The following is a 20,805-nucleotide window of genomic DNA, read 5'->3' on the forward strand; positions in this document are numbered from 1 at the left end:
GACATATCTGGTAACACTTAGCTTATGGAAAAGTATTAACGGTTCTATTATAAAGATATCAAAATGATATCAAAGGTAATGGGTATGCAAGAAAAGAACGGTTTTTCGATTAACGGATATTTGATGATTTGTGTCTTATTGGTTGTACAGGTTGCGGCATTTTTCTATGCCGTTGGAGGGAGCCCAGAGGGAGGAATTATTTTAAGTCTTCTGGTCGGTACCCTGTGGATGGGGTACTTTATGGTGCAACCCAATCAAGCCAAAGTGATGACTTTTTTCGGAAGCTACGTCGGTACCGTCTCTGATGTAGGTTTACGTTGGACAATTCCATTATTTCGCCGAACCAACATTTCACTTCGCATAAGAAATTTCGAAAGCGCTAAAATAAAGGTAAATGATAACCAGGGTAACCCCATTGAAATAGCGTCAATTGTGGTGTGGAAAGTCACGGATACTGCAGAAGCCGTATTTGACGTAGACGATTATGAAAGCTTTGTTCGCATTCAGAGTGAATCTGCTATTCGTAATATGGCAAGTAGTTTTCCTTATGATCCTCGCGATGACGAACAAGCTGAAGTGGCCCTTCGTAGCCACCCAATAGAGATCTCAGAGCGGTTACAAGAAGAAATACAAGCCCGTTTAGCAAAAGCAGGGATCACCATATTAGAGTCTCGTATTAGCCACCTTGCCTACGCGCAAGAAATCGCAAGTGCTATGCTACAGCGCCAACAAGCCTCAGCGATTGTCGCTGCGCGTAAGCAAATTGTGGATGGTGCTGTGGGAACCGTTGAAATGGCCCTTCAACGACTAAACGAAAAAGGGGTTGTTGAGCTAGATGAAGAGCGCAAAGCAACCATGATCAGTAACCTACTAGTCGTGCTGTGCGGTGATAAATCAACGCAACCTGTTATTAATACAGGTACAATTTACTAATAAAGTTTAGTTTCTAATTATGGTGCCGTCGCAACTTACAGCGGCACATAAGGTTTTTATTTTGGCAAAGAAAAAAGCGTATCCACTTCGGATTAATGAAAATGTACTTGCCGCTATGGAAAGGTGGGCCGCTGATGATTTGCGTAGTGTTAATGCACAAATTGAGTATGTATTAAGACAAGCGCTTGTGAAGCAAGGCAGAGTCAAGCTTGTAGAAAAGGTGGTGGTGGAAGTTGAAGAAATTCAACCGTCGAAGGGTGGTGATTTATAAGGATCACTAAGGGATCGTTGGGTTAAGCGGCGCGAGAATGTTTAGAGTAAGCGGTAGGCGCTTTTTTTAATGTCGATTAAAGCACTTCTCTTGATTTATCGTCTAAAGGCTTTGGCGCTGAAATCGGTGAAATATTCTCACCTTCTTGAATGCACTCCACTGTATTTCTTCCACTATTTTTTGCTTTGTAGAGCGCTTTATCGGCATAGGTGAGAAGTTGTTTGGGGCTTTTGTGCTGGAGTTCATTTGTTTGCACTGCACCAATGCTCACCGTGATTTTATGGCCTTTTAAAAGCGGCTGGGTTTCGTGTAATTTACTTACTTTTTGTCTAAGTCTATCCAGTATTTGGTGGGGCGAAACTTGGCTTAGAAGCACAATGCAAAAAGCAAATTCTTCTCCTCCAATTCTGCCTATCGCGTCTTCTGTGCGAAAGAATCTCTGCATTGTTTGCGCAACAATAGTCAGTACTTCATCACCAAACCCGTGGCCTAAGTTATCGTTTATTGATTTAAAGTGATCAACATCTGCAATTCCTACCAGTAATTCATGGCTGTTGCGCCTGGCAAACGTTAATGACTTAGAAAAAGCATCCATAAAGGCACGTCTGTTGGGAATATTGGTTAGGGCGTCAAAATATGCCAGCTTTTCTAATTTAAGATTAGCGTCGCGTAGTTCGCTTGTGCGTTCGTGCACTAAACTTTCTAAATCGTGCTTTATTCGTTTTAGCTCTGTATTTCGTTTATCCAACTGTTCAGTCTGAAACTTCATCTCGCTTACATTGCGCTGAACTGCTGCAAAATGTGTTACTTCACCAAATTCATTTGTTAGCGGGAATATATTCATTTGAACCCAGAACGGTGTGCCGGTTTTTGTATAATTCAACAGAGTTTCTGTACACGGACGTTGTTCAATAAGAGCTTGGCGAATGCGGTCAGTCGATGCTTTGTCCGTTAGCGTTCCTTGAAAGATCCTGGGCGTTTCGCCTATTAATTCTTCGAAAGAGTATTCGGTATGTCTGCAAAGCGCTTCGTTAGCATAAATTATCTTGGGCGATAGCGGCGCATTGATATTTTTGGCTTCTGTTACCAAGATCATGTCTTGCGAATTTTGTACGATATCCTTATAAGAAAAGTTGCTTATTTTCGCGGTAATATTTGTGAAGTAAACAACAACGAACGACGGCGAGCTTCCATCAGTGTTGCGCGCCTCTGGGTAGGCATTCACACTAAACCAAACAATTTTTTCTGTAGTATTATCAATGGTGCCCACTATTTGGTTGTCTACAGGTTTGCCTGTCGACAGCACTCGAACCACAGGTAATTCATTAAAAGGAAGACGTCGGTTTTGCCTATCAATGAACTCCCACGTTTCTGCATCCATACTTTTGTCTTTAAGCTCATCAAGACTTAAATTAAGCATAACCAACGCAGCGGGGTTGGCATACTCCACTGCGCCATTAGCATTATGAATGACCACACCAATTTGTGTATTATCTAACAAATTGAATAAGTTAACATTGTTGAAGCTCATTGCATTACACCACTTGAAAGCGTCAGTCTGTACGGTTTTTCTTTGTACATTGGCGAATCAACGTCAATTAGAGAGGGGGTTCAACTAATATATTAGACTTTAGTTTAAGAAATAGCCAAAAGCTGTGTTTCAAACAGCTTTTGGCGAGGACAAATATAAAAGGTTAAATTAATGGCGAGAACTCTTGCTTAAGCGTCTTTTCAGTACAATCCCTCCTAGTAAAAACAATGGAAGTAACGACCAAGCACCACCGTGTTCTTCTACTATTACCACCGTATCTTCTACAATGTACTCGTTGTTTTCACTTTCAAGAGGAAGATAGGCCAGAGCGCTGTCGTCATAGGCATCGGTAAAAGCCACTAGCTCTTCAGTGTCGGCATCGTAAAGCTCCAACAAAATGTCGTATTCGCTAGGTGGAAATCCAGATACTAATGAACTTTCGATGGTGAATGTATCAGTTGAATCTTCTGAATAAATATAAAATTCAGACGACACGTGAATTGCATCGTAAACACCCTCTTTACCTAAATACAAAACAGCGTATACAGGCGCTCGTGTAAAAATTGTGTCGGCGTCAAACTCGATTGAAAATGTAGAGTGATAACCGTCGTAGTCAATATCTTGCTCAAGCGTTACCCAACTTTCATAAATCCAAAATTCGTTAACGCTGCTTACCACTATGTCGCTTGATGATTTGTTTACACCAAGATGTTGCTGATGCTTGTTCGTTTCACTAACTGTATTTTGTTGTGCGACAGTGCTATCGGCAGACTGTCCAACCAGGCTGTCACTTGGCAGCTCGCCTGTTGTTTTAGGTAAAAGTGATTCAGAAGCTACGAAGGGTTTGTCGTAACGGAATTCGTTTGAGGTAACCTGTTTATCTTCTGATTTGCTATCAGAATTTGCATGTGCAGGTGATAAAAGAGCAAGCTGTAATGTTGCGATAGCAGAGTATGCAGTAAGTGCTAATACTAAGTTTTTCATCTGTCCATCCTTTTCCAATCGATAATGACAGGGTCATTGTTAACCAAAAAAGATGAACAAAAGCTGAAGAGTAACTTAATAACCCCTCAGCTTGTAAAATAGGCGGTTAGGTTTAGTCGTCAAAGAAATGGTCTTCTTCTTCGTATTCACCTTCCTCACGTGGTTCAAAGTACGTACCCCATCCATCGTAGGTCACGTCGTGCTTGTCTGCAATTTTTAGCAAAGTGTCTGAATCAGCATTAAGCTTTTCAATATCTAACTTTCTTTCTACCACGGCATCGAAGCAAAAAATGGTCTCGCCATCATCTAGAATAAGCTCTTCAGCATCTGTCACTTCAAAACCGGCTTTGAACGCATCAACGGCTGCCTTTTCTAACACGTCGAAGTCGGTGCTGGCGAAATGGTGCTCAATGGTGTAGTCGGCATCGGCTTGACTGCCATCTTCTAGAAGGGCATCAATAGTTTCTTGGTTAAACTCGTACCATTCTTCTCTTTCATCGAACTGGGTCATAATAAACACTCGTTAGCAATTTAGGCGCAAGTTTACCTGCTTTTTTCCAGTTCATCGACCTGTGTATTGAGCGCATCAAACTTTTGTTTCATTTCATCATTGAAATAGGCCATCCACTCTTTGATCGAACGCTCTTCCGTTAGCGGTTCAGGCGCAGAAATATCAATAAGTACAATACCGTTGTTCCAACGATTCCACTTCACTTTGTTGTGTAAATTGCTAGCCGTTACCATGACAATCGGCTCATTAGTGGTTTTGGCCAAACGAAATGCGCCTTGTTTGAAAGGTAGAATACCTCTGCCATAACTTCTCGTTCCTTCAGGAAAAAGCCATACAGATGTTTTCTTCTTGGCGATACGGTTGGCGGCAATATCCAAGGTATTGCGCGCTTTTCCTGAATTTTTTCTATCGATCATGATATTCCCAGACAGCCAATAAATTTGGCCAAAGATAGGGATCCACTTCAAACTTTTTTTACCAATAGTGACCACGCCGGGAAGAGCAGCTTTACAAATTGTAATTACATCAAAGCTGTTTTGGTGATTAGCGATGAAAACATAAGGCTCGTTCGTTTGTACAGCGGGGTCTCTTTGTATGATAATTTTGAGGCCCACTATTTTAGCCATGAGAGAATACAAACTACCGGCAGCATGGACGTTATCCTTGTGAAAAGGGCGCACGATACAAATGATCAACAAAATAATGTTGATTAATAAAAAGGCGATAAACAGTGCCGGTATACGAAATAAAGCAATCAAAACAACTCCTAGATACAATTGACGCGCGCAGTATAGATGAAGTTTCAGCGTACACTTGTCCGATGAGTTTTTACAGCATTAAGACTTACACGGTGCATCACTCGTGAAAGTTCCTCTTTTATCACCTTTAGTATGAGGAAATTTTGCCGATACCGAATTACAATAAGAAATAGTTTAATTGAACCTGACTCGGTAACCAGTACATGCAGACATTTACTCCAGACGACCTAGAAGAAGATATTCTTGCTGACCTTATGGAGGAAATAAACGAACTCTACGAATCAAGTGAACAAACCTTGATCGAGCTAGAGCTTCGCCCCGAAGATAACGAACTGCAGCGTGCTTTGTTTCGCTCAATCCACACCATTAAAGGCGATTTGGGCTTGGTTAACTTCTCTCCCATGATCCCGCTTTTGCAGCATGTCGAAGATTTACTCGATTACTTGCGCAAGGGACAGGTAGCGTATACCAGTACCATGAGCGACTTGGTGCTACTGACGATGGATAGGGTGAAGGCCTTTGTTGAGGCTGTGATGGCTGACGGTAAGGCCGAGTATGACGATAACCTTCACAATCAACTGGTGTTAGCAATTGGTCGTGTAACACCTGAAAATACAGCGGAACACGAAAAGCGTCTTACCGAAGCGGTGTTACTGTTAAATCCGGCGTTAGATATTGTTGCCGATGATGATGACCCGCAGAGCGTTCAGATAAAACCACCTACATTAGCGGCAACGGGTATACCAAAAGACATTAGCAGTGAAAAGAAACAAGATATTTTGTTTTTCCGTGACCTAATGCAAACCATTGAACGTCGCTCTAACTATTGGGGGGGAAGGGGTGATCGTATTGCTAAATTAGCCATGTATATTAACGATGTTGCTGAAAATCCAATTGACGAAGATCAGCTGGCAGTAGCCAGTTACGTTCATGATTTTGGCATGGCGTTTATGCCTTTAAAGCTGCTGCATAAAGGCGATGAATTGACTGATATCGAGTTTAATCTGATGCGATCTCATGTTTACAAAAGCGCCCGTTTGTTAGAGCACCTAGACCAATGGGACATGGCACGTAAAATAGTGATGCAACACCATGAGCGCACCGATGGGACCGGTTATCCGCTAGGCATAAAAGAAGACGATATCTGTGAAGGCGCGAAACTACTTGCCATTGTCGATACCTACGACGCAATGACGCACCCCAGAGCGCACAATGAAGATAATGTGCTTTCCAAAAAAGAAGCGGTGATAGAGATCAACCGCAGTGCCAAAGGCCAGTTCAGTATGAAGTGGGTGAGACTGTTTAATCAGGCGATGACAGCGCTTTTAACTAAAGGGCAGTAATTAAAAGAGTATCAGATAGCAGAGGGCTTTCTCTGCTATCTGGAAAACGCAAAGGCTTAGTTAACACCTAATTCTTTTAATTTTCTTGTAAGCGTGTTTCTACCCCATCCTAAACGTTTAGCAGCGTCTTGCTTGTGGCCGTGTGTGTGCTGAAGCGCACGTTCAAGCATAACGCGCTCAAACGTAAGCATCGCGTCATTTAGAATGTTGTGATGACCGTCGCGAAGCTGTTTGTCGGTCCAGCTTGCGAGTAAGTCAGGCCAATCACCAGACTCTGCTGTAGGCTTTTCAATACTGCTATCACTATGAATTTCCGGTGGCAGATCACTTGGCAAAACTTCCTGCCCACTTGCCATTACGGTTAACCATCTGCACACGTTTTCAAGCTGTCTAACGTTGCCAGGCCAGGGTAATTGAGACATTACGCGCTCAGCTTCTTTAGAAATGCTTTTAGCTTCTACATCAAGCTCTTTGGCTGCTCGGCGAAGAAAGTGGTGCGTTAACAGTGGAATATCTTCGCGGCGTTCGTTCAGCGATGGAAGGTGCACACGAATAACGTTTAAGCGGTGGAATAAATCTTCCCTAAATTTACCTTCAGCAACCCTCTGCTCTAAGTTTTGGTGAGTTGCAGCGATAATACGTACGTCTACACTCACCGACTGATGTCCACCAACGCGATAAAACTGACCGTCTGCGAGCACGCGGAGTAGGCGGGTTTGCACATCTAGCGGCATATCACCGATTTCGTCTAAGAATAAAGTACCGCCATCGGCCTGTTCAAAGCGGCCCTGACGAGCAGCTTGGGCTCCGGTAAACGCGCCCTTTTCATGTCCGAATAGTTCAGACTCTACTAAATCGGCGGGAATAGCGGCCATATTAAGCGCAATGAAAGGTTTGCTCGCTCTGGGGCTGTGTCTGTGAAGCGCGTGCGCCACCAGTTCTTTACCCGTACCCGATTGGCCGTTGATAAGCACGCTAATTGAAGAACGTGAAAGTCTACCTATGGCACGGAAAACTTCCTGCATAGCAGGCGCTTCACCGATAATTTCTGTTACTACATCTTCAACTTGCGTTTTTGAAACGGTTGATTGCTCTCTTGCGTGAGCAAGCGCACGTTGGGATAAGGTTACCGCTTCGTCAATATCAAAAGGTTTTGGCAAGTATTCAAATGCCCCTTTTTGATAAGCATTAACAGCACTGTCTAAATCCGAATGCGCTGTCATAATGATGACGGGAAGCAGTGGGTGCGATGCGTGTACTTCGTTCAATAATGTCATGCCGTCCATTTGTGGCATTCTTATATCTGAAATGATGACTTCAGGGGCTTGACCGCTTTGAAGTTGAAGCAATAAATCTTCAGGGTTTTCAAAACTCAAACAGCTGATATCAGCTGCTTGTAAGGCCTTTTGCAGCACCCAACGAATAGAACTGTCATCATCGACAATCCACACAGACTCATTCGTCATCGTCTGTCTCCTTACGATCTATTGGTATGTAAATTACGAACTCAGTGTGACCAGGGTAGCTGTCTACATCTATTTTGCCGCCGTGGTGGTTTATTAAGGTTTGTGATATCGACAAACCCAGCCCAGAGCCATTTTGCTTACTCGTGACCATGGGATAGAAAAGTGTGTCTTTAATTTCAGCTGGAATGCCTGGACCGTTATCAATGATCTTAATTTTTGCTACCAATGCATGACGCTTTGTTTGAATTGTCATTTGACGTTCTATTCGCGTCACCAGCCTAATTTCGGGGTTAGGTGTTTGACTTTCGGTTAGTGCCTGAACGCTATTGCGCACAATGTTCAATACCGCTTGCTGAATCATGTCAGGGTCGAGCATGAGCGGAGGGATACTTGGGTCATAGTCGCGCACTATAGTTATGGGGTTGTCCGAGTCAAAACGCATTAAACTGCGTATTTTTTCAAGTGCCTGATGCACGTTACTTTCTTCGAACCGAGGCAATGAGTTTGGCCCTAGCAAGCGGTCAACTAAGTTTCGCAGGCGATCAGATTGCTCAATGATCATACGCGTGAATTCTTTATGCTCTTCCGTCAGCTCTTTTTCTAATAGCTGTGCTGCGCCCCTAATACCGCCTAGCGGGTTTTTTATCTCGTGAGCTAGACCTCTCACTAACTCTCGTGCCGCGTAGTGCTGCGCGTTTTGTAAATTCTCTCGAGAAATACGCTTTTGCTGGTCAATTTTTTTTACTTCGAACAATAGCCTTGGGCCATCTTCAAAGTGTAAGTTTGTGACGGTCAAATCGGCGGATACATAGCGGTTATCTCTAAATGCCAACTTAATTTCGTTTTCGGTAAAATCTTCACCTTTCCTAATGGCGGCTTTAAGGCGGGTAGTTTCTATTGTGCCGGGCAAGAAAAAGTCTTGGAGAGGGTGTCCGATAAGTTGTTTCAACCCAGTCTCAAACAATGCTTCTCCCGCATGATTGGCGTAAACAATTGAAAGTTTGTTGTCTACCATTACCAATGCGGTATTAAGGCTATTGATAAGCTGTTGTGTTTCTAACTCGGTAGATTGCATCCGAGCTCGTCTCCTTTGCACCATAATTGTGCATTGTAGCTTGCAATGAAGCGTTACGCGAATAAAGAGACCAAGATGAAATATTCACTGAACCTCTATGGTGCGCATACACAACAGTGGTTGCACGCTATTAGTTATTAATTAACGCCGATGCCTGATGAAGGTAAAGGGTTTGTAGTGGAGACGATGCAAGAGTCTTGCCCGTATTGTTGGTTAGTTCAACTTTATAAGTGTGTGCCCCACGATGGATACCAGAAAGTCTAAAAACGCCTGAACTATTGCTAGCTAATGGGGCGTCGTCAAATATTAATCGATAAATTGGCGCTTTGGGTGCACCAGGTTGTGCCGCAGAGATGGTTAATTCTCCTAAGTTATTTCGGATTGTCGCTTCCGGTGCAGGAGATTTGATCACTACGCGGTAATTCGGTTTAGGGGGCGCAAGCGTTGTTGGAGGGGGAGGTGTAACTTTTGCTGCGGTAACTACATTCTGCGTTTTTTCATCGAACGCTAAAGCTTCAGCATTCTCCTGCGGCTTATCGGTGAAAATTATAGTGCCATCTTTTCCAACCACCTTATATATTGTCGTTGGTGAAGACGACGCAGCAGCGGCTGAGACTTCAGCGTCTTGAGTTGCTGCATTCTGCTGCACATTTTCTCTTTCATTATCCTGACTAAGCACAGCCGCGTGCAGAGAACCTAATCCTAAAGTACCGCCAATCAGCAGTGAGGCTAAGCAATGTTTTCGCTTCATGTTTTGCTCGTGTGGTTACCTAATCAATGTTGTTTGGGTTGGCTAAATTACTCTTTTACTACGTAGACCCTATCGCTGAATCTATTTGACCACACCTGAATGAGGTGAATGGTTAACCCATTTCATTGAAGGTGTCGTTTTTAAAAAGTGCTTTTTCACAGTGCTATTTAAACATAGTAGATAATAAGCGCGCATAAAAAAAGCCCGCAGAGCGGGCTTTAGTATAAATTGCTATACAGTGTGAATTTACACGCTGTAGTACATGTCGAACTCAACTGGGTGAGTAGTCATGTTTAGTTTTGTTACTTCTTCAGACTTGAGGTCGATGTATGCATCAATCATGTCGTCAGTCATAACGCCACCTGCTTTCAAGAAGTCGCGGTCGTTATCAAGAGCTTCAAGTGCCATTTCTAGCGAGCTTGCAACTGTTGGAATTTCAGCAGCTTCTTCTGGCGGTAGGTCGTACAAGTCTTTATCCATTGAATCGCCAGGGTGGATCTTATTCTTAATACCGTCAATACCTGCCATAAGCATAGCGGTGAACGCTAGATATGGGTTAGCTGTTGGGTCAGGGAAACGTACTTCGATACGACGCGCTTTATCGCTAGTTACGTGAGGAATACGAATAGACGCAGAACGGTTACGTGCAGAGTATGCAAGCATTACCGGTGCTTCGAATCCAGGAACTAGACGCTTGTATGAGTTAGTAGAAGCGTTCGCAAAGGCGTTGATTGCACGCGCGTGCTTGATGATACCGCCGATGTAGTATAGTGCTTCTTCAGAAAGACCCGCGTACTTGTCACCCGCGAAGATGTTTACGCCATCTTTAGAGATAGATTGGTGGCAGTGCATACCAGAACCGTTGTCGCCAACTAGAGGCTTGGGCATAAAGGTAGCAGTTTGACCGTATGCGTGTGCAACGTTGTGAACTACATACTTGTAAATTTGGATTTCGTCAGCTTTCTTAACTAGCGTGTTGAATTGGCAAGCAATTTCGTTTTGGCCAGCAGTTGCTACTTCATGGTGGTGCGCTTCAATTACAAGGCCCATTTCTTCCATAACTAAGCACATTGCAGCACGGATATCGTGTGCAGAATCTACTGGAGGTACTGGGAAGTAACCGCCTTTAACGCCAGGACGGTGCGCCATGTTACCGCCTTCAAACTCTTCGCCAGAGTTCCACTTTGCCTCAGAAGAGTCAATCTTGTAGAAAGAACCCGCCATGTCAGTATGGAATTTAACGTCGTCGAATAGGAAGAACTCAGGCTCTGGACCAAAGAATACAGTGTCACCGATGCCAGTTGATTTTAGGAACTCTTCTGCGCGGCGAGCAACTGAACGTGGGTCACGCTCATAACCTTCCATTGTTGAAGGCTCAACGATGTCACAACGAATATTTACTTGTGTCTCTTCTGCGAAAGGGTCAACAACACAGCTGTCAGCATCTGGAAGAAGAACCATGTCTGATTCGTTAATACCTTTCCAGCCAGCGATTGAAGAACCGTCGAACATTTTACCTTCTTCGAAAAACTCTTCATCAACTAGGCCCGCAGGGATAGATACGTGTTGTTCTTTACCTTTTGTATCGGTAAAACGTAAATCTACAAACTTCGCTTCACTTTCTTTAATCAGCTCTAATGCCTTTTCTACTGACATCGTGTCCTCCAGGTTTAATGTAAAAATGCGGAATGATCAGCTTCACTCCAACAGTGGCAAAAGTGAAAGCGATTATCATGCCATCTATATGTGTGCCGATTTCTGCGGCATAGACAGGCATTCATCACTTCCTTTTAAATTAAAACGCACCATGATGGTGCGGCGATGCACCACTATGGTGTTTAATGCTCATTTGTACGTCAATGAGCCTAGTTTACTTTGTAACGGATGACCACCAATTATGATCAATTCGGTGCAATATAGCTGGTTATTTGTTGAACAAGTGTTTAAAAAGCAACAAAACACCAATCCATCAAAAAAAAGATGCGCAAACGTCGTGGTTTTTCTGTACAATCCGCGCAAATTTTTCTATCTGCATTTTTTTGCAACAAATCTAACGCATACTCCTTTCCACTGAATTGAAGTAGACGTTGATTTACACAGGCTCTATATAAGCATGAATACCACTGATATTAATAAATTGCGTAACATCGCAATCATCGCCCACGTTGACCACGGTAAAACCACCCTGGTAGACAAACTGTTACAGCAGTCTGGCACCCTTGAATCTCGAGGCGAGCAAGAAGAGCGCGTAATGGACTCGAACGACATCGAGAAAGAACGTGGCATTACCATCCTAGCTAAGAATACAGCGATTAACTGGAACGACTACCGTATCAACATCGTAGACACTCCGGGACACGCTGACTTCGGTGGTGAAGTAGAGCGTGTAATGTCGATGGCTGACTCTGTACTTCTACTTGTAGACGCGCAGGAAGGCCCGATGCCACAAACTCGTTTCGTTACGCAAAAGGCATTTGCTCAAGGTCTTAAGCCAATTGTTGTTATCAACAAAATCGACAAGCCTGGTGCGCGTCCTGATTGGGTTATGGATCAAGTTTTCGACCTATTCGACAACCTAGGTGCAACTGACGAACAGCTAGATTTCCAAGTTGTTTATGCGTCTGCACTTAACGGTTGGGCATCACTAGATGCAGATACTAAAGAAAACGATATGACGGCATTGTTCCAAACTATCGTTGATCAGGTTTCTCCTCCAGATGCAGATATCGACGGCGCATTCCAAATGCAGATCTCTCAGCTTGACTACAACTCATACGTGGGTGTAATCGGCGTAGGTCGTGTTAAGCGTGGTTCTGTTAAGCCTAACCAACAAGTAACGGTTGTTACTGCTGATGGCAAAAAGCGCAATGGTAAAGTTGGCCTTGTATATGGTTACCTTGGTCTTGCTCGTCATGAAGTTGAATCTGCTCACGCGGGCGACATCATTGCAATCACAGGTCTTGGTGAACTTAAGATCTCTGACACCATTTGTGACGTCAACACTGTAGAAGCACTTCCTCCACTTACGGTTGACGAGCCTACAGTAACCATGACGTTCCAGGTAAACACCTCGCCGTTTGCAGGTAAAGAAGGTAAATACGTAACCTCACGTAATATCCTTGAGCGTCTTAAAGACGAACTAGTTCACAACGTTGCACTGCGCGTTGAAGAAATGCCTGATCCAGACAAGTTCCGCGTATCGGGTCGTGGTGAGCTTCACCTAGGTATTCTTATCGAAAACATGCGTCGTGAAGGTTACGAGCTTGCAGTATCACGTCCAGAAGTAATTCTGAAAGAAGTTGACGGCGCAACGCAAGAACCATATGAGACCTTGACTATCGACTGTGAAGAACAGCACCAGGGTTCAATCATGGAACAGCTTGGTCTGCGTAAAGCAGAAATGACTGACATGTCTCCAGATGGTAAAGGTCGTGTGCGTATTGACTTTATCATTCCAAGCCGTGGCCTAATTGGTTTCCAAACAGAGTTCATGACGTTGACGTCGGGTTCTGGTTTGCTATATCACACGTTCGATCACTATGGTCCGTACAAAGGCGGTATTATTGGTAAGCGTAAGAACGGTGTACTTATTGCCAACGCAAATGGTAAAGCGCTAACTAACGCCCTGTTTAACCTTCAAGAACGCGGTCGCCTATTTATCGGTCACGGTGTTGAAGTTTACGAAGGTATGGTTATCGGTATTCATAGCCGTGACAACGACCTTACTGTTAACGCGCTTAAAGGTAAGCAGCTTACTAACGTTCGTGCGTCAGGAACTGACGAAGCGCAAACACTTGTTCCGCCTATCAGAATGTCACTTGAGCAAGCGCTTGAGTTCATCGATGACGACGAACTAGTAGAAGTAACGCCTGAATCTATCCGTATTCGTAAGAAGCTTCTTACTGAAAACGAGCGTAAGCGTGCATCACGTGCACCTAAGTCTTAATAGCTTCTAAGACTTACATTGATTTTGAAAATGCCAGCTTTTTGCTGGCATTTTTTATTTCATTCTCTGCCAAAATGTAATACCTATAAATTACTCTCGATAAAGCAACTGATTACTTACCATTTTCATAAATTTAACAGCGCTAGCTAAACGCTAGAAAAAGTTTAAATATCGACCAAAGGTTAGTGGTTAAATACATTCAGAGATTCTATGCTTGAAAATACCAATCCGCATAGATTATTACCCACTCAGCGAGGGTTAAAATGTTCGTAATCGCGGCGTGTTACCGCAGGTATAGTGGTTCTACATCAAGGTGACACAACAAAGAGTACGGACATTTTAAACTCGCCCTTCGGGAAGGTCTGGCAAGCTTCCTAGCTTCATTCTGGGAATTTGAAAGGGAACAACCATTCCTACATTCCCACGCTTCGCTATGAAGCTTGCCAGCGCCTTCTGAGTGGGCAATTATCTATGCGGATTGGTATAAACGTAGACTGATGCCTTAACACATAAGCTAAGTCGTTGTAATATTTATGCCTAATGACCTAATAAAAGGGGAAGGGTAGTGTTTTCTGTAGCAGTAGTTGAAGATGATCCTATCACGCTTGACCTTATAACCGACGCGTTGGAAACGCAATTAGACGCTACCGTATATCCGTTCACGCGTAGTAAGTTTGCAAGGGATTTTTTGCTGCAACAAAGTTCTGACTCTATAAGTTTGATCATTAGTGATCAAGTAATGCCAGATTATGACGGACTTAGTCTCCTAAAAACTTGTCAGTCATCGGGCTTGAATGTTCCATTTTTACTTATTACTGCCGACCCTAGCAAAGAGTTAGTAATAGAAGCCCGTAAGCTGCAAGTCACCGGTTTTTTGGCTAAGCCACTTAACATGGAAGAACTTGTACAAAAGTCGAAAGAAGTGGTGTCTAAGGCTAGCTAAGTCTATCGATGTTCTTACACTTTAATGCTTACACGCTAAACGTATCTGTATGAACAGAAAATCCATACCGGACTTAATGACGGCTTGCGTAACACTGACGTATTCGGCAATGCTCATCTTTTTTGCTTTTAAAACTATTTATTTATCTCTAATAAAGCACATTTCGATATAGCAAATTCGGGTTAATTCGTCTCACCCCTCTAGTTTATGAGGCGCTAAGATTCTACACTGTTGACATAAGTTTTTATGCAACAGGATGTAATGTGAACGCCTTATTCGATAATACCCCTCCTAGAAAAGACACGTTTTCGTTTAAATGGCAAAAGTACAAAGGGAAAGACATCATTCCTGCGTGGGTTGCTGATACCGAGTTTCGTTGCGCGCAGCCAATTCTAGACGCCATTTCGGGTCAGGTTGAGCATGGCAACATGGGTTACATACTGCCTGCACATCACGAAGGCGCTATTCAGGCTGTAGTGAGATGGCTTAAAGAAAAGCATAACTGGGAGATACAGCCAGAGTGGCTAGTATGGACGCCAGGCGTTGTACCTGCGTTTAATGTTGCGTGTAAGGCGTATTGCGAACCCGGTGATAAGGTACTTATTCAAACGCCTAATTATCCTCCGTTGCTGGCTGCACCCAAGCTCAATGGTTTAGAGCGAGTAGATATTGGTACGGTAGTACAAAATGCCGATGGCACTAGTTCTGACGCTATTTCAGGTGTTGAAGGGGCGCGCTACACCCTAGATTTTGACGCGTTAGAAAAAGAAGCCGCCGATCCAAAATGTAAGCTGTTTATTCTTTGTAACCCAATGAACCCGGTAGGTTCGGTGCTTACTAAAGCAGAATTAGATCGCATTGCCGATATCTGTAATGCGAACAACGTTAAGCTTTGCTCTGATGAAATCCACTGCGACCTTATTTTAGAAGAAGGCAAACAGCACATCCCAGCTGGCCGCGAGTCCAACCTTGCTGAAAATAGCGTTACGCTAATGGCTGCCAGTAAAACATTTAATATTGCTGGCTTAGGTACGTCTTTTGCCATTATTCCTAATCGTCAACTGCGTCAGGCATTTACCAACGCCGCCGCGGGTATAGTACCTTGGGTTACCGTTTTGGGCTTAGCGGCTACAGAAGCAGCATTCACACAATGTGACGAGTGGCACCAGCAGCAACTTACCTATTTACGTGAAAACAGAGATATGGTGTTTAACACAGTAAACAGCATTGACGGTCTCAAAATGCTCAAAGCTGATGCGACATTCCTTGCGTGGGTAGACGCCAGTGGACTAGGTGTAGAAAACGTCCAGCAGTGGGCCGAAGAAAAAGGCGTAGGCCCGTCACCAGGCATCGACTTTCACAAGGCGGATCATTTCAGAATTAACTTTGGCTGCAGCAAAGCGATGCTCCAAGATATTCTTCAACGCCTTGCCAGCTAAAAATTTAGGGGGCAGAGTCATGACTCTGCCCCCCTAATTTGGGGCTGTTAGCTAAATACGCCGACTAGTTTATACAGGCCTAAACCAATCACAGTACCCACTACTAGAAAGCCTGCTAGATTACTTTTCCATGTGTTTCTAAATTCACCCAGTGCGGTGCTTTTATTCATAACGACCAATAGAAATATGGCAATAATTGGCAGTAAAAGAGCATTAGTCGCTTGAGCAAACAAGATGGCGGGTAGGGGCTTAAAGCCAAGTGCTGCAACACTGACACCCACTACAATGATGATAAACCATACCGCTTTAAAGCCCTTGCTTTGCAAATCGTCAGAAAGCCCTAGCGCCCCTGTTACCGCATAAGCGGCTGCTAGCGGCGCAGTGATAGCACTGGTTAAGCCTGCGGCGAATAACCCTAGTGCAAAGAACCACTGAGCTTTGTCACCTAACACCGGTTTAAGCTGTTCGCCCATGTTCGAAGCGTCCATAGTGGCAGCTTGATTGAAGAACGCCATCATTGCTGTTGCCATTACAATAAGCGTAATAAGCCCACCCATACTAATAGCTCTCGCAGACTGGTTACGGCACGCGACGACCGCTTCTTGTTTATCTTGGCCTTTCGATGATTTTGCAACTAGGCTCGCGTGAAGAAACAAGTTGTAAGGCACGATGGTGGTACCAATAAGCGCCAGCACCGTGGTAATGGCGTCTGCGTCCAGTCGCGGAGACATTAATTGACTGAACATCGCGGCGATATCAGGTGTGGCGACCAACAGCGTCACTAAAAACACACCAGCCATGATAAAGACCAGATACACTAGTACTGTCTCTATCCACTTGTAGCTGCCCGACCAGAGTAAAACTATAGCAATAGTGCCCAAAATAGTGGCCCAGGGGCCAATGCCTATACTGATGAATGCGTCTAGCCCGATTGCAGCGCCGGTTAGGTTGCCCGATTCATAGGCTGCGTTGCCAATGCCGATAGCACTGACAATAAGCACGATAAAAAGATTCTTTAGCCATGGCTTGTAAGCCATATTTTTCATTGCACTGGCTAGGCCTTGGCCGCTGGCCACACCCAAACGCGCTGCCATGTCTTGCAATACAATAGTTGCAAATATGGAGAAAAGGAGCGCCCATACCAGGTGAAAGCCAAAGTTTGCACCTGCCAGACTTGCCGTAGTTACTGTTCCAGGGCCAATAAAGGCGGCCGCGATGATGTATCCTGATTTATCTTTTGCCATTGCAACGACTCTTAGTTAAGTTTTGCTATCATGACAATAGGTAGGCGAGCACGCAACAGTACCGCTAAACCAATACAGTAACAGATTGGTTTTAAACCTATTGTCGCGTACCCAGTGTAGAAGTTTGTTGTTTACTCTCTACCTTATTTCCCATTATTTTGGGTAGATATAAGGTCACAAAACATGCCCTCTACAAAGTGGCCGCGCAGACTACCGTTTCATAAAAGAGAACGCAAATTAAAATAGGATGGTAATGGTGAAAGATAGGCTTCCAATAAACACAATCAGCGATATTGTTTCGCTTCCCAGTTTCGAAAATGTGCTTCCGGATGCTTATTACGTAGATGGAATGATCTTTGCCGTTGCCTCCGCTCCAGAAATTCCCATGCCCGAACAGTGGATGCCGTGGCTCATACAGTCTAGTGACAGCCACCTTGTAGACAAAGATGTAGATAAGCTTGCTGATACATTAATGAATGGCCTGCGGGCGCATTTGGATTTTATGCGTCAGGAAAAGTCGCCCATGCCTAATGTATTAACCGTTGCGATAGAGGTGCAAGGAGCGACGAGGCCTTCGAAAGAGCTCGAAAGCTGGCTAAATGGACTTTTACACGTGCACAAGCAATTAGAACCTGTGTGGCAAAATGCGTGGAACCATTGGGAAAAGCATTTAGAAAAAAGTAAGGCGAATAAGAAAAACTGTGATAGTAACGAGCCTGAGGAAAAAGAACCCGCAGAGGCTCGTCTGTCTCGATGTTTAAAGCTTTTTTCAACGCTTGCTAATATTGAATTAGCCTTGTCTTACAGAAACGACAAACAAGCTGCTCAGCTTGAAAGTAATATAAACATGCTTGTTAAACAGCTTCCTTCGGTGCTGGCAGATTACACTAAGTTGTCAGGGGAGCTAGCAGGCGCGTTACCCAATCAATTTGAAACCTTTAACAAAGTAACTTAGGGAAAATTTGATAGCTGGGAGCTGCAGGAGAAGCAAAAAACAAAAAGCGCTAATTTAAAACTAGCGCTGTCTTTGTTGTTGATGTCGTTGATTCAACGTGTGTTTAAGTGAAGCAGTATAGCTGTCTAGTTCAAGCTTTGCCTTTTCATATTGCTCGTTAAGAAGCCTTGAAGCGGGCTCCCTCATAAGCGCCTTAAAGGCAATATCTGTCTGTTTGAGCAAATTCTTGAGGTGTTGATTACTGTCATCCATGGTTAGAATTCCGATAAAAACAATTCGTTAAACCCGAGAAACAGCAGGTTCTGGGCGACTATGTGCAATGCTTACAACACTCTCAACAACAAGCTTAAAATTACTTCTCACACTACACAGCAGTACTGGTTCCTTGAGTACTGACTTTTCAATAACTTTTTACGTGCGCCTTTACTATTTAGTTTGGCTGAAACTTTTATAAAGGTTTTACCACAGCCAGGCAAACGATGGCGAGAATGATAAGCACCGGCGCTTCATTTAAAAAACGATAAAAGCGCGGAGAGTGTCTATTTTCGTCGCGTGCAAATTGCTTCATTAACTTAAACAAATAGAAGTGATAGCCGTAAATAGCAAGAAGCAGCAGCAACTTTATATGAAGCCACCCCGACATTTTAAACCACGTTCCACCATAGCTGACAATAAGCGCAACGCCGAATGCCAGAGTTAACAAGGCGAATGGAGTAACAAACAACCAAAGGCGGCGTTCCATGACCTTAAATTCGTCTTTTACCACTTGAGATTTCGTTGTCGCGTGATACACGAAAAGTCGCGGTAAATAGAAAAGTCCTGCCATCCATGCCAGCATGAAAAAGATGTGCAGTGCTTTAAACCATAAAATGTACATACTAATAATGAGCCTTTTGTAAGAAGCTTTGTAAGATATTCCACGTTACTACGCCAATAATATCGTTTAGCTCCTGATCGTAAATATAAACTGCGCCAGAGCGCGAATTTTTAAGGTGTTCGTATACTTCGTGCAGCGTAGACTGCGCGCTAATACCTTCCATTTCGTAATAATTTAACGCTGTTGCATCGTGTTCCAAACTCACATTGTATTGGACCAGCTTATACTGCACATCTATTTCAAATTTTAACTTCTGAATGACAATTTTTGTTGGATCGCTTTCTAAGTAGTTAATTAACGCTTGCTCTGGCGCATCGTGAAATAGCTTGTACTCGGTATTCATCGCTGCAAGTACGCCCGTTTTCTCAAGTGCTTCACGAATAGACGAGATAGCGTAAGGGAGATTTTGATAATCAAGCTGACGTATGAAAATAGAGCGGTTGCCAAAGAACTGCGTAGAAGTCACGTAAGCAGGCACAATTACCAACATGGCTGGTAAAATAATTTGCGGGCTGTACGAGAGCTCCATAACCGCGGAGAGCGCTGCAAGAGGCGCGTGCAATACTGCGGTCAACATGCCTGCTATGCCTAACAGGGCGAAGCTGTTGGTAAATTCGGGTACGTCAATAAAGTACGACAATGGCAATAAAAGTACGGCGCCAGCGAGCATGCCAATAACCATCACTGGGCCAATGATCCCTCCTGGAATACCGAGGCCAATAGCAAATACCGCCAAGATAACTTTAAACACCAAAGTAGAAACCAACAGCAGCGCGCCGGGGGAGCTATCAAACAAGTGCTCAACATCGATAAAATTTGCGCCAAGGGCTTCAGGGATAAACATACCAATGGTACCGGTAATTAGCGCAGCAAGTATTAAACGCCACACCATGGAAACCGGCCTGAACCACGTCATCACCCGCATAAGCTGGCTATTGAATAAAACTGCCAGCATGCCTAACAGAATGCCTAGTAGCACCAAGTAAAAATACATCCACTGACTAAATGCATTAAACGATAAAAACGAAAGCTCGTTTACTTCCCCAAATACAATGCGAGTGAGCACAGAGCCACAAGCAGCAGCCAGCATGACAGGAACAAAAATATGTATTTTGTATTCTCTAAGTACCACTTCCATCACGAATATTACGGCAGCAAACGGTGTGTTGAATGATGCCGATATCCCTGCCGCAATGCCGCAGCCTGCAAGTATTCGAATACTGTTGTAAGGCAAGCGAAGCCATTGCCCCAAGAAACTACTGCCTGACGCGCCTAAATGAACGGAAGGCCCTTCTCGACCAACAACGAAACCGCCGGCCAGGGCTAGCATGCCCCCAAAGAACTGGTTAATGGTGGTTCTAAATGGAATATGACCGTAATAGTACTTCACTCTGTGAATAACAAAGGGAATTCCCAAACGGTAGTGCTTGAAGCCCGTAAGAAAGGCGATAAATAGAATTAACCCTACACTGATAAATGGCATAATAAGCCAAACTAGCCAGTCATAGGTAAGCACCGACTGAAGCGACGAAACGCCTGTTTCTTGTAGCCATTCTACGCACAGCCGAAACAGTATGATGATAAGCGCCGCGCAGGTTCCCCCTACAATGCCCAGCATGCACAACTGAATGGATGTGCGTGGATGAGCTACTTCCTCTCTTAAAGCCTGCAAGCGCATGTTGTGGTACAGTAGATTAACGTATAAAGAAGCTTACCATAAACACCTAAAATTCATAATGTTTAGAGCGCCTTAGCGCACGGTGTTTTTTGTTGATGTA

The 20,805-nt window shown here is 43.9% G+C and carries 19 protein-coding genes; 7 read left to right on the forward strand and 12 right to left on the reverse strand.

The annotated features are described in order from the left end of the window. The first annotated feature begins 84 nt into the window (after nt 1-84). Nucleotides 85-933 (forward strand): SPFH domain-containing protein, encoded by an 849-nt coding sequence (locus AC27KT_RS10505; RefSeq protein WP_487129905.1) that lies wholly within the window; start codon nt 85-87, stop codon nt 931-933. Nucleotides 934-994: 61 nt separating this feature from the next. Continuing rightward, entirely contained in the window at nt 995-1,204 is a 210-nt protein-coding gene (locus AC27KT_RS10510; protein WP_487129727.1) for a type II toxin-antitoxin system antitoxin, read from the forward strand. Nucleotides 1,205-1,280: 76 nt separating this feature from the next. On the opposite strand, the gene AC27KT_RS10515 is transcribed toward AC27KT_RS10510, so the two are convergent. From AC27KT_RS10515 to AC27KT_RS10530, 4 genes are all read right to left on the reverse strand, one after another. Beyond that, nucleotides 1,281-2,735: a diguanylate cyclase gene (locus tag AC27KT_RS10515; RefSeq protein ID WP_487129729.1), complete on the reverse strand. Its 1,455-nt coding sequence runs from the start codon at nt 2,733-2,735 to the stop codon at nt 1,281-1,283. Between the two features lie 168 nt (nt 2,736-2,903). After that, nucleotides 2,904-3,719, reverse strand: a complete 816-nt coding sequence (locus AC27KT_RS10520) for a choice-of-anchor H family protein (protein ID WP_487129731.1) — start codon at nt 3,717-3,719, stop codon at nt 2,904-2,906. 112 nt (nt 3,720-3,831) lie between these two features. Next, nucleotides 3,832-4,230 (reverse strand): ribonuclease E inhibitor RraB, encoded by a 399-nt coding sequence (gene rraB / locus AC27KT_RS10525; protein ID WP_136781856.1) that lies wholly within the window; start codon nt 4,228-4,230, stop codon nt 3,832-3,834. 32 nt (nt 4,231-4,262) lie between these two features. Continuing rightward, nucleotides 4,263-4,988 (reverse strand): 1-acylglycerol-3-phosphate O-acyltransferase, encoded by a 726-nt coding sequence (locus tag AC27KT_RS10530; protein ID WP_487129733.1) that lies wholly within the window; start codon nt 4,986-4,988, stop codon nt 4,263-4,265. A gap of 203 nt (nt 4,989-5,191) precedes the next feature. Between AC27KT_RS10530 and AC27KT_RS10535 the strand changes: the two genes are divergently transcribed. Next, the gene (locus tag AC27KT_RS10535; protein WP_487129735.1) at nt 5,192-6,331 is read left to right on the forward strand and encodes an HD-GYP domain-containing protein; all 1,140 of its coding nucleotides are present in this window, start codon (nt 5,192-5,194) and stop codon (nt 6,329-6,331) included. Nucleotides 6,332-6,387: 56 nt separating this feature from the next. On the opposite strand, the gene glnG is transcribed toward AC27KT_RS10535, so the two are convergent. From glnG to glnA, 4 genes are all read right to left on the reverse strand, one after another. Further along, the gene (gene glnG, locus AC27KT_RS10540; RefSeq protein WP_487129737.1) at nt 6,388-7,797 is read right to left on the reverse strand and encodes a nitrogen regulation protein NR(I); all 1,410 of its coding nucleotides are present in this window, start codon (nt 7,795-7,797) and stop codon (nt 6,388-6,390) included. Then, nucleotides 7,787-8,872, reverse strand: coding sequence for a nitrogen regulation protein NR(II) (gene glnL, locus AC27KT_RS10545; RefSeq protein ID WP_487129739.1), 1,086 nt, complete (start codon nt 8,870-8,872; stop codon nt 7,787-7,789). The genes glnG and glnL overlap by 11 nt, the downstream gene beginning before the upstream one ends. Nucleotides 8,873-9,002: 130 nt before the next feature. Next, on the reverse strand, nt 9,003-9,623 hold the full coding sequence (locus tag AC27KT_RS10550) for a DUF4124 domain-containing protein (RefSeq protein WP_487129741.1): 621 nt from the start codon (nt 9,621-9,623) through the stop codon (nt 9,003-9,005). A gap of 246 nt (nt 9,624-9,869) precedes the next feature. Continuing rightward, complete coding sequence (glnA, locus tag AC27KT_RS10555; RefSeq protein WP_014999421.1) at nt 9,870-11,279, reverse strand: glutamate--ammonia ligase; 1,410 nt, start codon at nt 11,277-11,279, stop codon at nt 9,870-9,872. A gap of 457 nt (nt 11,280-11,736) precedes the next feature. On the opposite strand from glnA, the gene typA reads away from it, so the two are divergent. The 3 genes from typA to AC27KT_RS10570 all read left to right on the forward strand — a co-directional run bounded on the left by typA (nt 11,737) and on the right by AC27KT_RS10570 (nt 15,951). Continuing rightward, nucleotides 11,737-13,569 carry a translational GTPase TypA gene (typA, locus tag AC27KT_RS10560; RefSeq protein WP_487129743.1) on the forward strand — a complete coding sequence of 611 codons (1,833 nt, stop codon included), beginning with the start codon at nt 11,737-11,739 and terminating at the stop codon, nt 13,567-13,569. Nucleotides 13,570-14,134: 565 nt separating this feature from the next. Next, nucleotides 14,135-14,512 carry a response regulator gene (locus tag AC27KT_RS10565; protein ID WP_487129745.1) on the forward strand — a complete coding sequence of 126 codons (378 nt, stop codon included), beginning with the start codon at nt 14,135-14,137 and terminating at the stop codon, nt 14,510-14,512. Nucleotides 14,513-14,775: 263 nt separating this feature from the next. Next, a complete protein-coding gene (locus AC27KT_RS10570; protein ID WP_487129747.1) occupies nt 14,776-15,951 on the forward strand; it encodes a MalY/PatB family protein in 1,176 nt (391 codons plus the stop codon). Between the two features lie 47 nt (nt 15,952-15,998). On the opposite strand, the gene AC27KT_RS10575 is transcribed toward AC27KT_RS10570, so the two are convergent. After that, entirely contained in the window at nt 15,999-17,195 is a 1,197-nt protein-coding gene (locus tag AC27KT_RS10575) for an Nramp family divalent metal transporter (protein ID WP_487129749.1), read from the reverse strand. 253 nt (nt 17,196-17,448) lie between these two features. Here AC27KT_RS10575 and AC27KT_RS10580 point away from each other — a divergent pair, with 253 nt between their 5' ends. Continuing rightward, a complete protein-coding gene (locus AC27KT_RS10580) occupies nt 17,449-18,150 on the forward strand; it encodes a UPF0149 family protein (RefSeq protein ID WP_487129751.1) in 702 nt (233 codons plus the stop codon). Nucleotides 18,151-18,210: 60 nt separating this feature from the next. Here AC27KT_RS10580 and AC27KT_RS10585 read toward each other — a convergent pair whose 3' ends face one another. From AC27KT_RS10585 to AC27KT_RS10595, 3 genes are all read right to left on the reverse strand, one after another. Continuing rightward, nucleotides 18,211-18,402, reverse strand: coding sequence for a hypothetical protein (locus tag AC27KT_RS10585; protein ID WP_039235315.1), 192 nt, complete (start codon nt 18,400-18,402; stop codon nt 18,211-18,213). 196 nt (nt 18,403-18,598) lie between these two features. Beyond that, the gene (locus AC27KT_RS10590) at nt 18,599-19,027 is read right to left on the reverse strand and encodes a CopD family protein (protein ID WP_474809457.1); all 429 of its coding nucleotides are present in this window, start codon (nt 19,025-19,027) and stop codon (nt 18,599-18,601) included. Nucleotide 19,028: 1 nt separating this feature from the next. Beyond that, nucleotides 19,029-20,705 (reverse strand): chloride channel protein, encoded by a 1,677-nt coding sequence (locus AC27KT_RS10595; RefSeq protein WP_039235311.1) that lies wholly within the window; start codon nt 20,703-20,705, stop codon nt 19,029-19,031. Nucleotides 20,706-20,805: the final 100 nt, after the last annotated feature.

It is taken from the genome of Alteromonas sp. 5NW40-0090, assembly GCF_057552975.1.

What these genes read in the sequence shown, in the direction of transcription:
- rraB (WP_136781856.1), bottom strand. Translation starts at nt 4,230, where the DNA reads ATGACCCAGTTCGATGAAAGAGAAGAATGGTACGAGTTTAACCAAGAA.
- glnA (WP_014999421.1), bottom strand. Translation starts at nt 11,279, where the DNA reads ATGTCAGTAGAAAAGGCATTAGAGCTGATTAAAGAAAGTGAAGCGAAG.
- AC27KT_RS10505 (WP_487129905.1), top strand. Translation starts at nt 85, where the DNA reads ATGCAAGAAAAGAACGGTTTTTCGATTAACGGATATTTGATGATTTGT.
- glnL (WP_487129739.1), bottom strand. Translation starts at nt 8,872, where the DNA reads ATGCAATCTACCGAGTTAGAAACACAACAGCTTATCAATAGCCTTAAT.
- AC27KT_RS10585 (WP_039235315.1), bottom strand. Translation starts at nt 18,402, where the DNA reads ATGGATGACAGTAATCAACACCTCAAGAATTTGCTCAAACAGACAGAT.
- AC27KT_RS10550 (WP_487129741.1), bottom strand. Translation starts at nt 9,623, where the DNA reads ATGAAGCGAAAACATTGCTTAGCCTCACTGCTGATTGGCGGTACTTTA.
- AC27KT_RS10515 (WP_487129729.1), bottom strand. Translation starts at nt 2,735, where the DNA reads ATGAGCTTCAACAATGTTAACTTATTCAATTTGTTAGATAATACACAA.
- AC27KT_RS10580 (WP_487129751.1), top strand. Translation starts at nt 17,449, where the DNA reads ATGGTGAAAGATAGGCTTCCAATAAACACAATCAGCGATATTGTTTCG.
- AC27KT_RS10520 (WP_487129731.1), bottom strand. Translation starts at nt 3,719, where the DNA reads ATGAAAAACTTAGTATTAGCACTTACTGCATACTCTGCTATCGCAACA.
- AC27KT_RS10575 (WP_487129749.1), bottom strand. Translation starts at nt 17,195, where the DNA reads ATGGCAAAAGATAAATCAGGATACATCATCGCGGCCGCCTTTATTGGC.
- typA (WP_487129743.1), top strand. Translation starts at nt 11,737, where the DNA reads ATGAATACCACTGATATTAATAAATTGCGTAACATCGCAATCATCGCC.
- AC27KT_RS10590 (WP_474809457.1), bottom strand. Translation starts at nt 19,027, where the DNA reads ATGTACATTTTATGGTTTAAAGCACTGCACATCTTTTTCATGCTGGCA.
- AC27KT_RS10535 (WP_487129735.1), top strand. Translation starts at nt 5,192, where the DNA reads ATGCAGACATTTACTCCAGACGACCTAGAAGAAGATATTCTTGCTGAC.
- AC27KT_RS10595 (WP_039235311.1), bottom strand. Translation starts at nt 20,705, where the DNA reads ATGCGCTTGCAGGCTTTAAGAGAGGAAGTAGCTCATCCACGCACATCC.
- glnG (WP_487129737.1), bottom strand. Translation starts at nt 7,797, where the DNA reads ATGACGAATGAGTCTGTGTGGATTGTCGATGATGACAGTTCTATTCGT.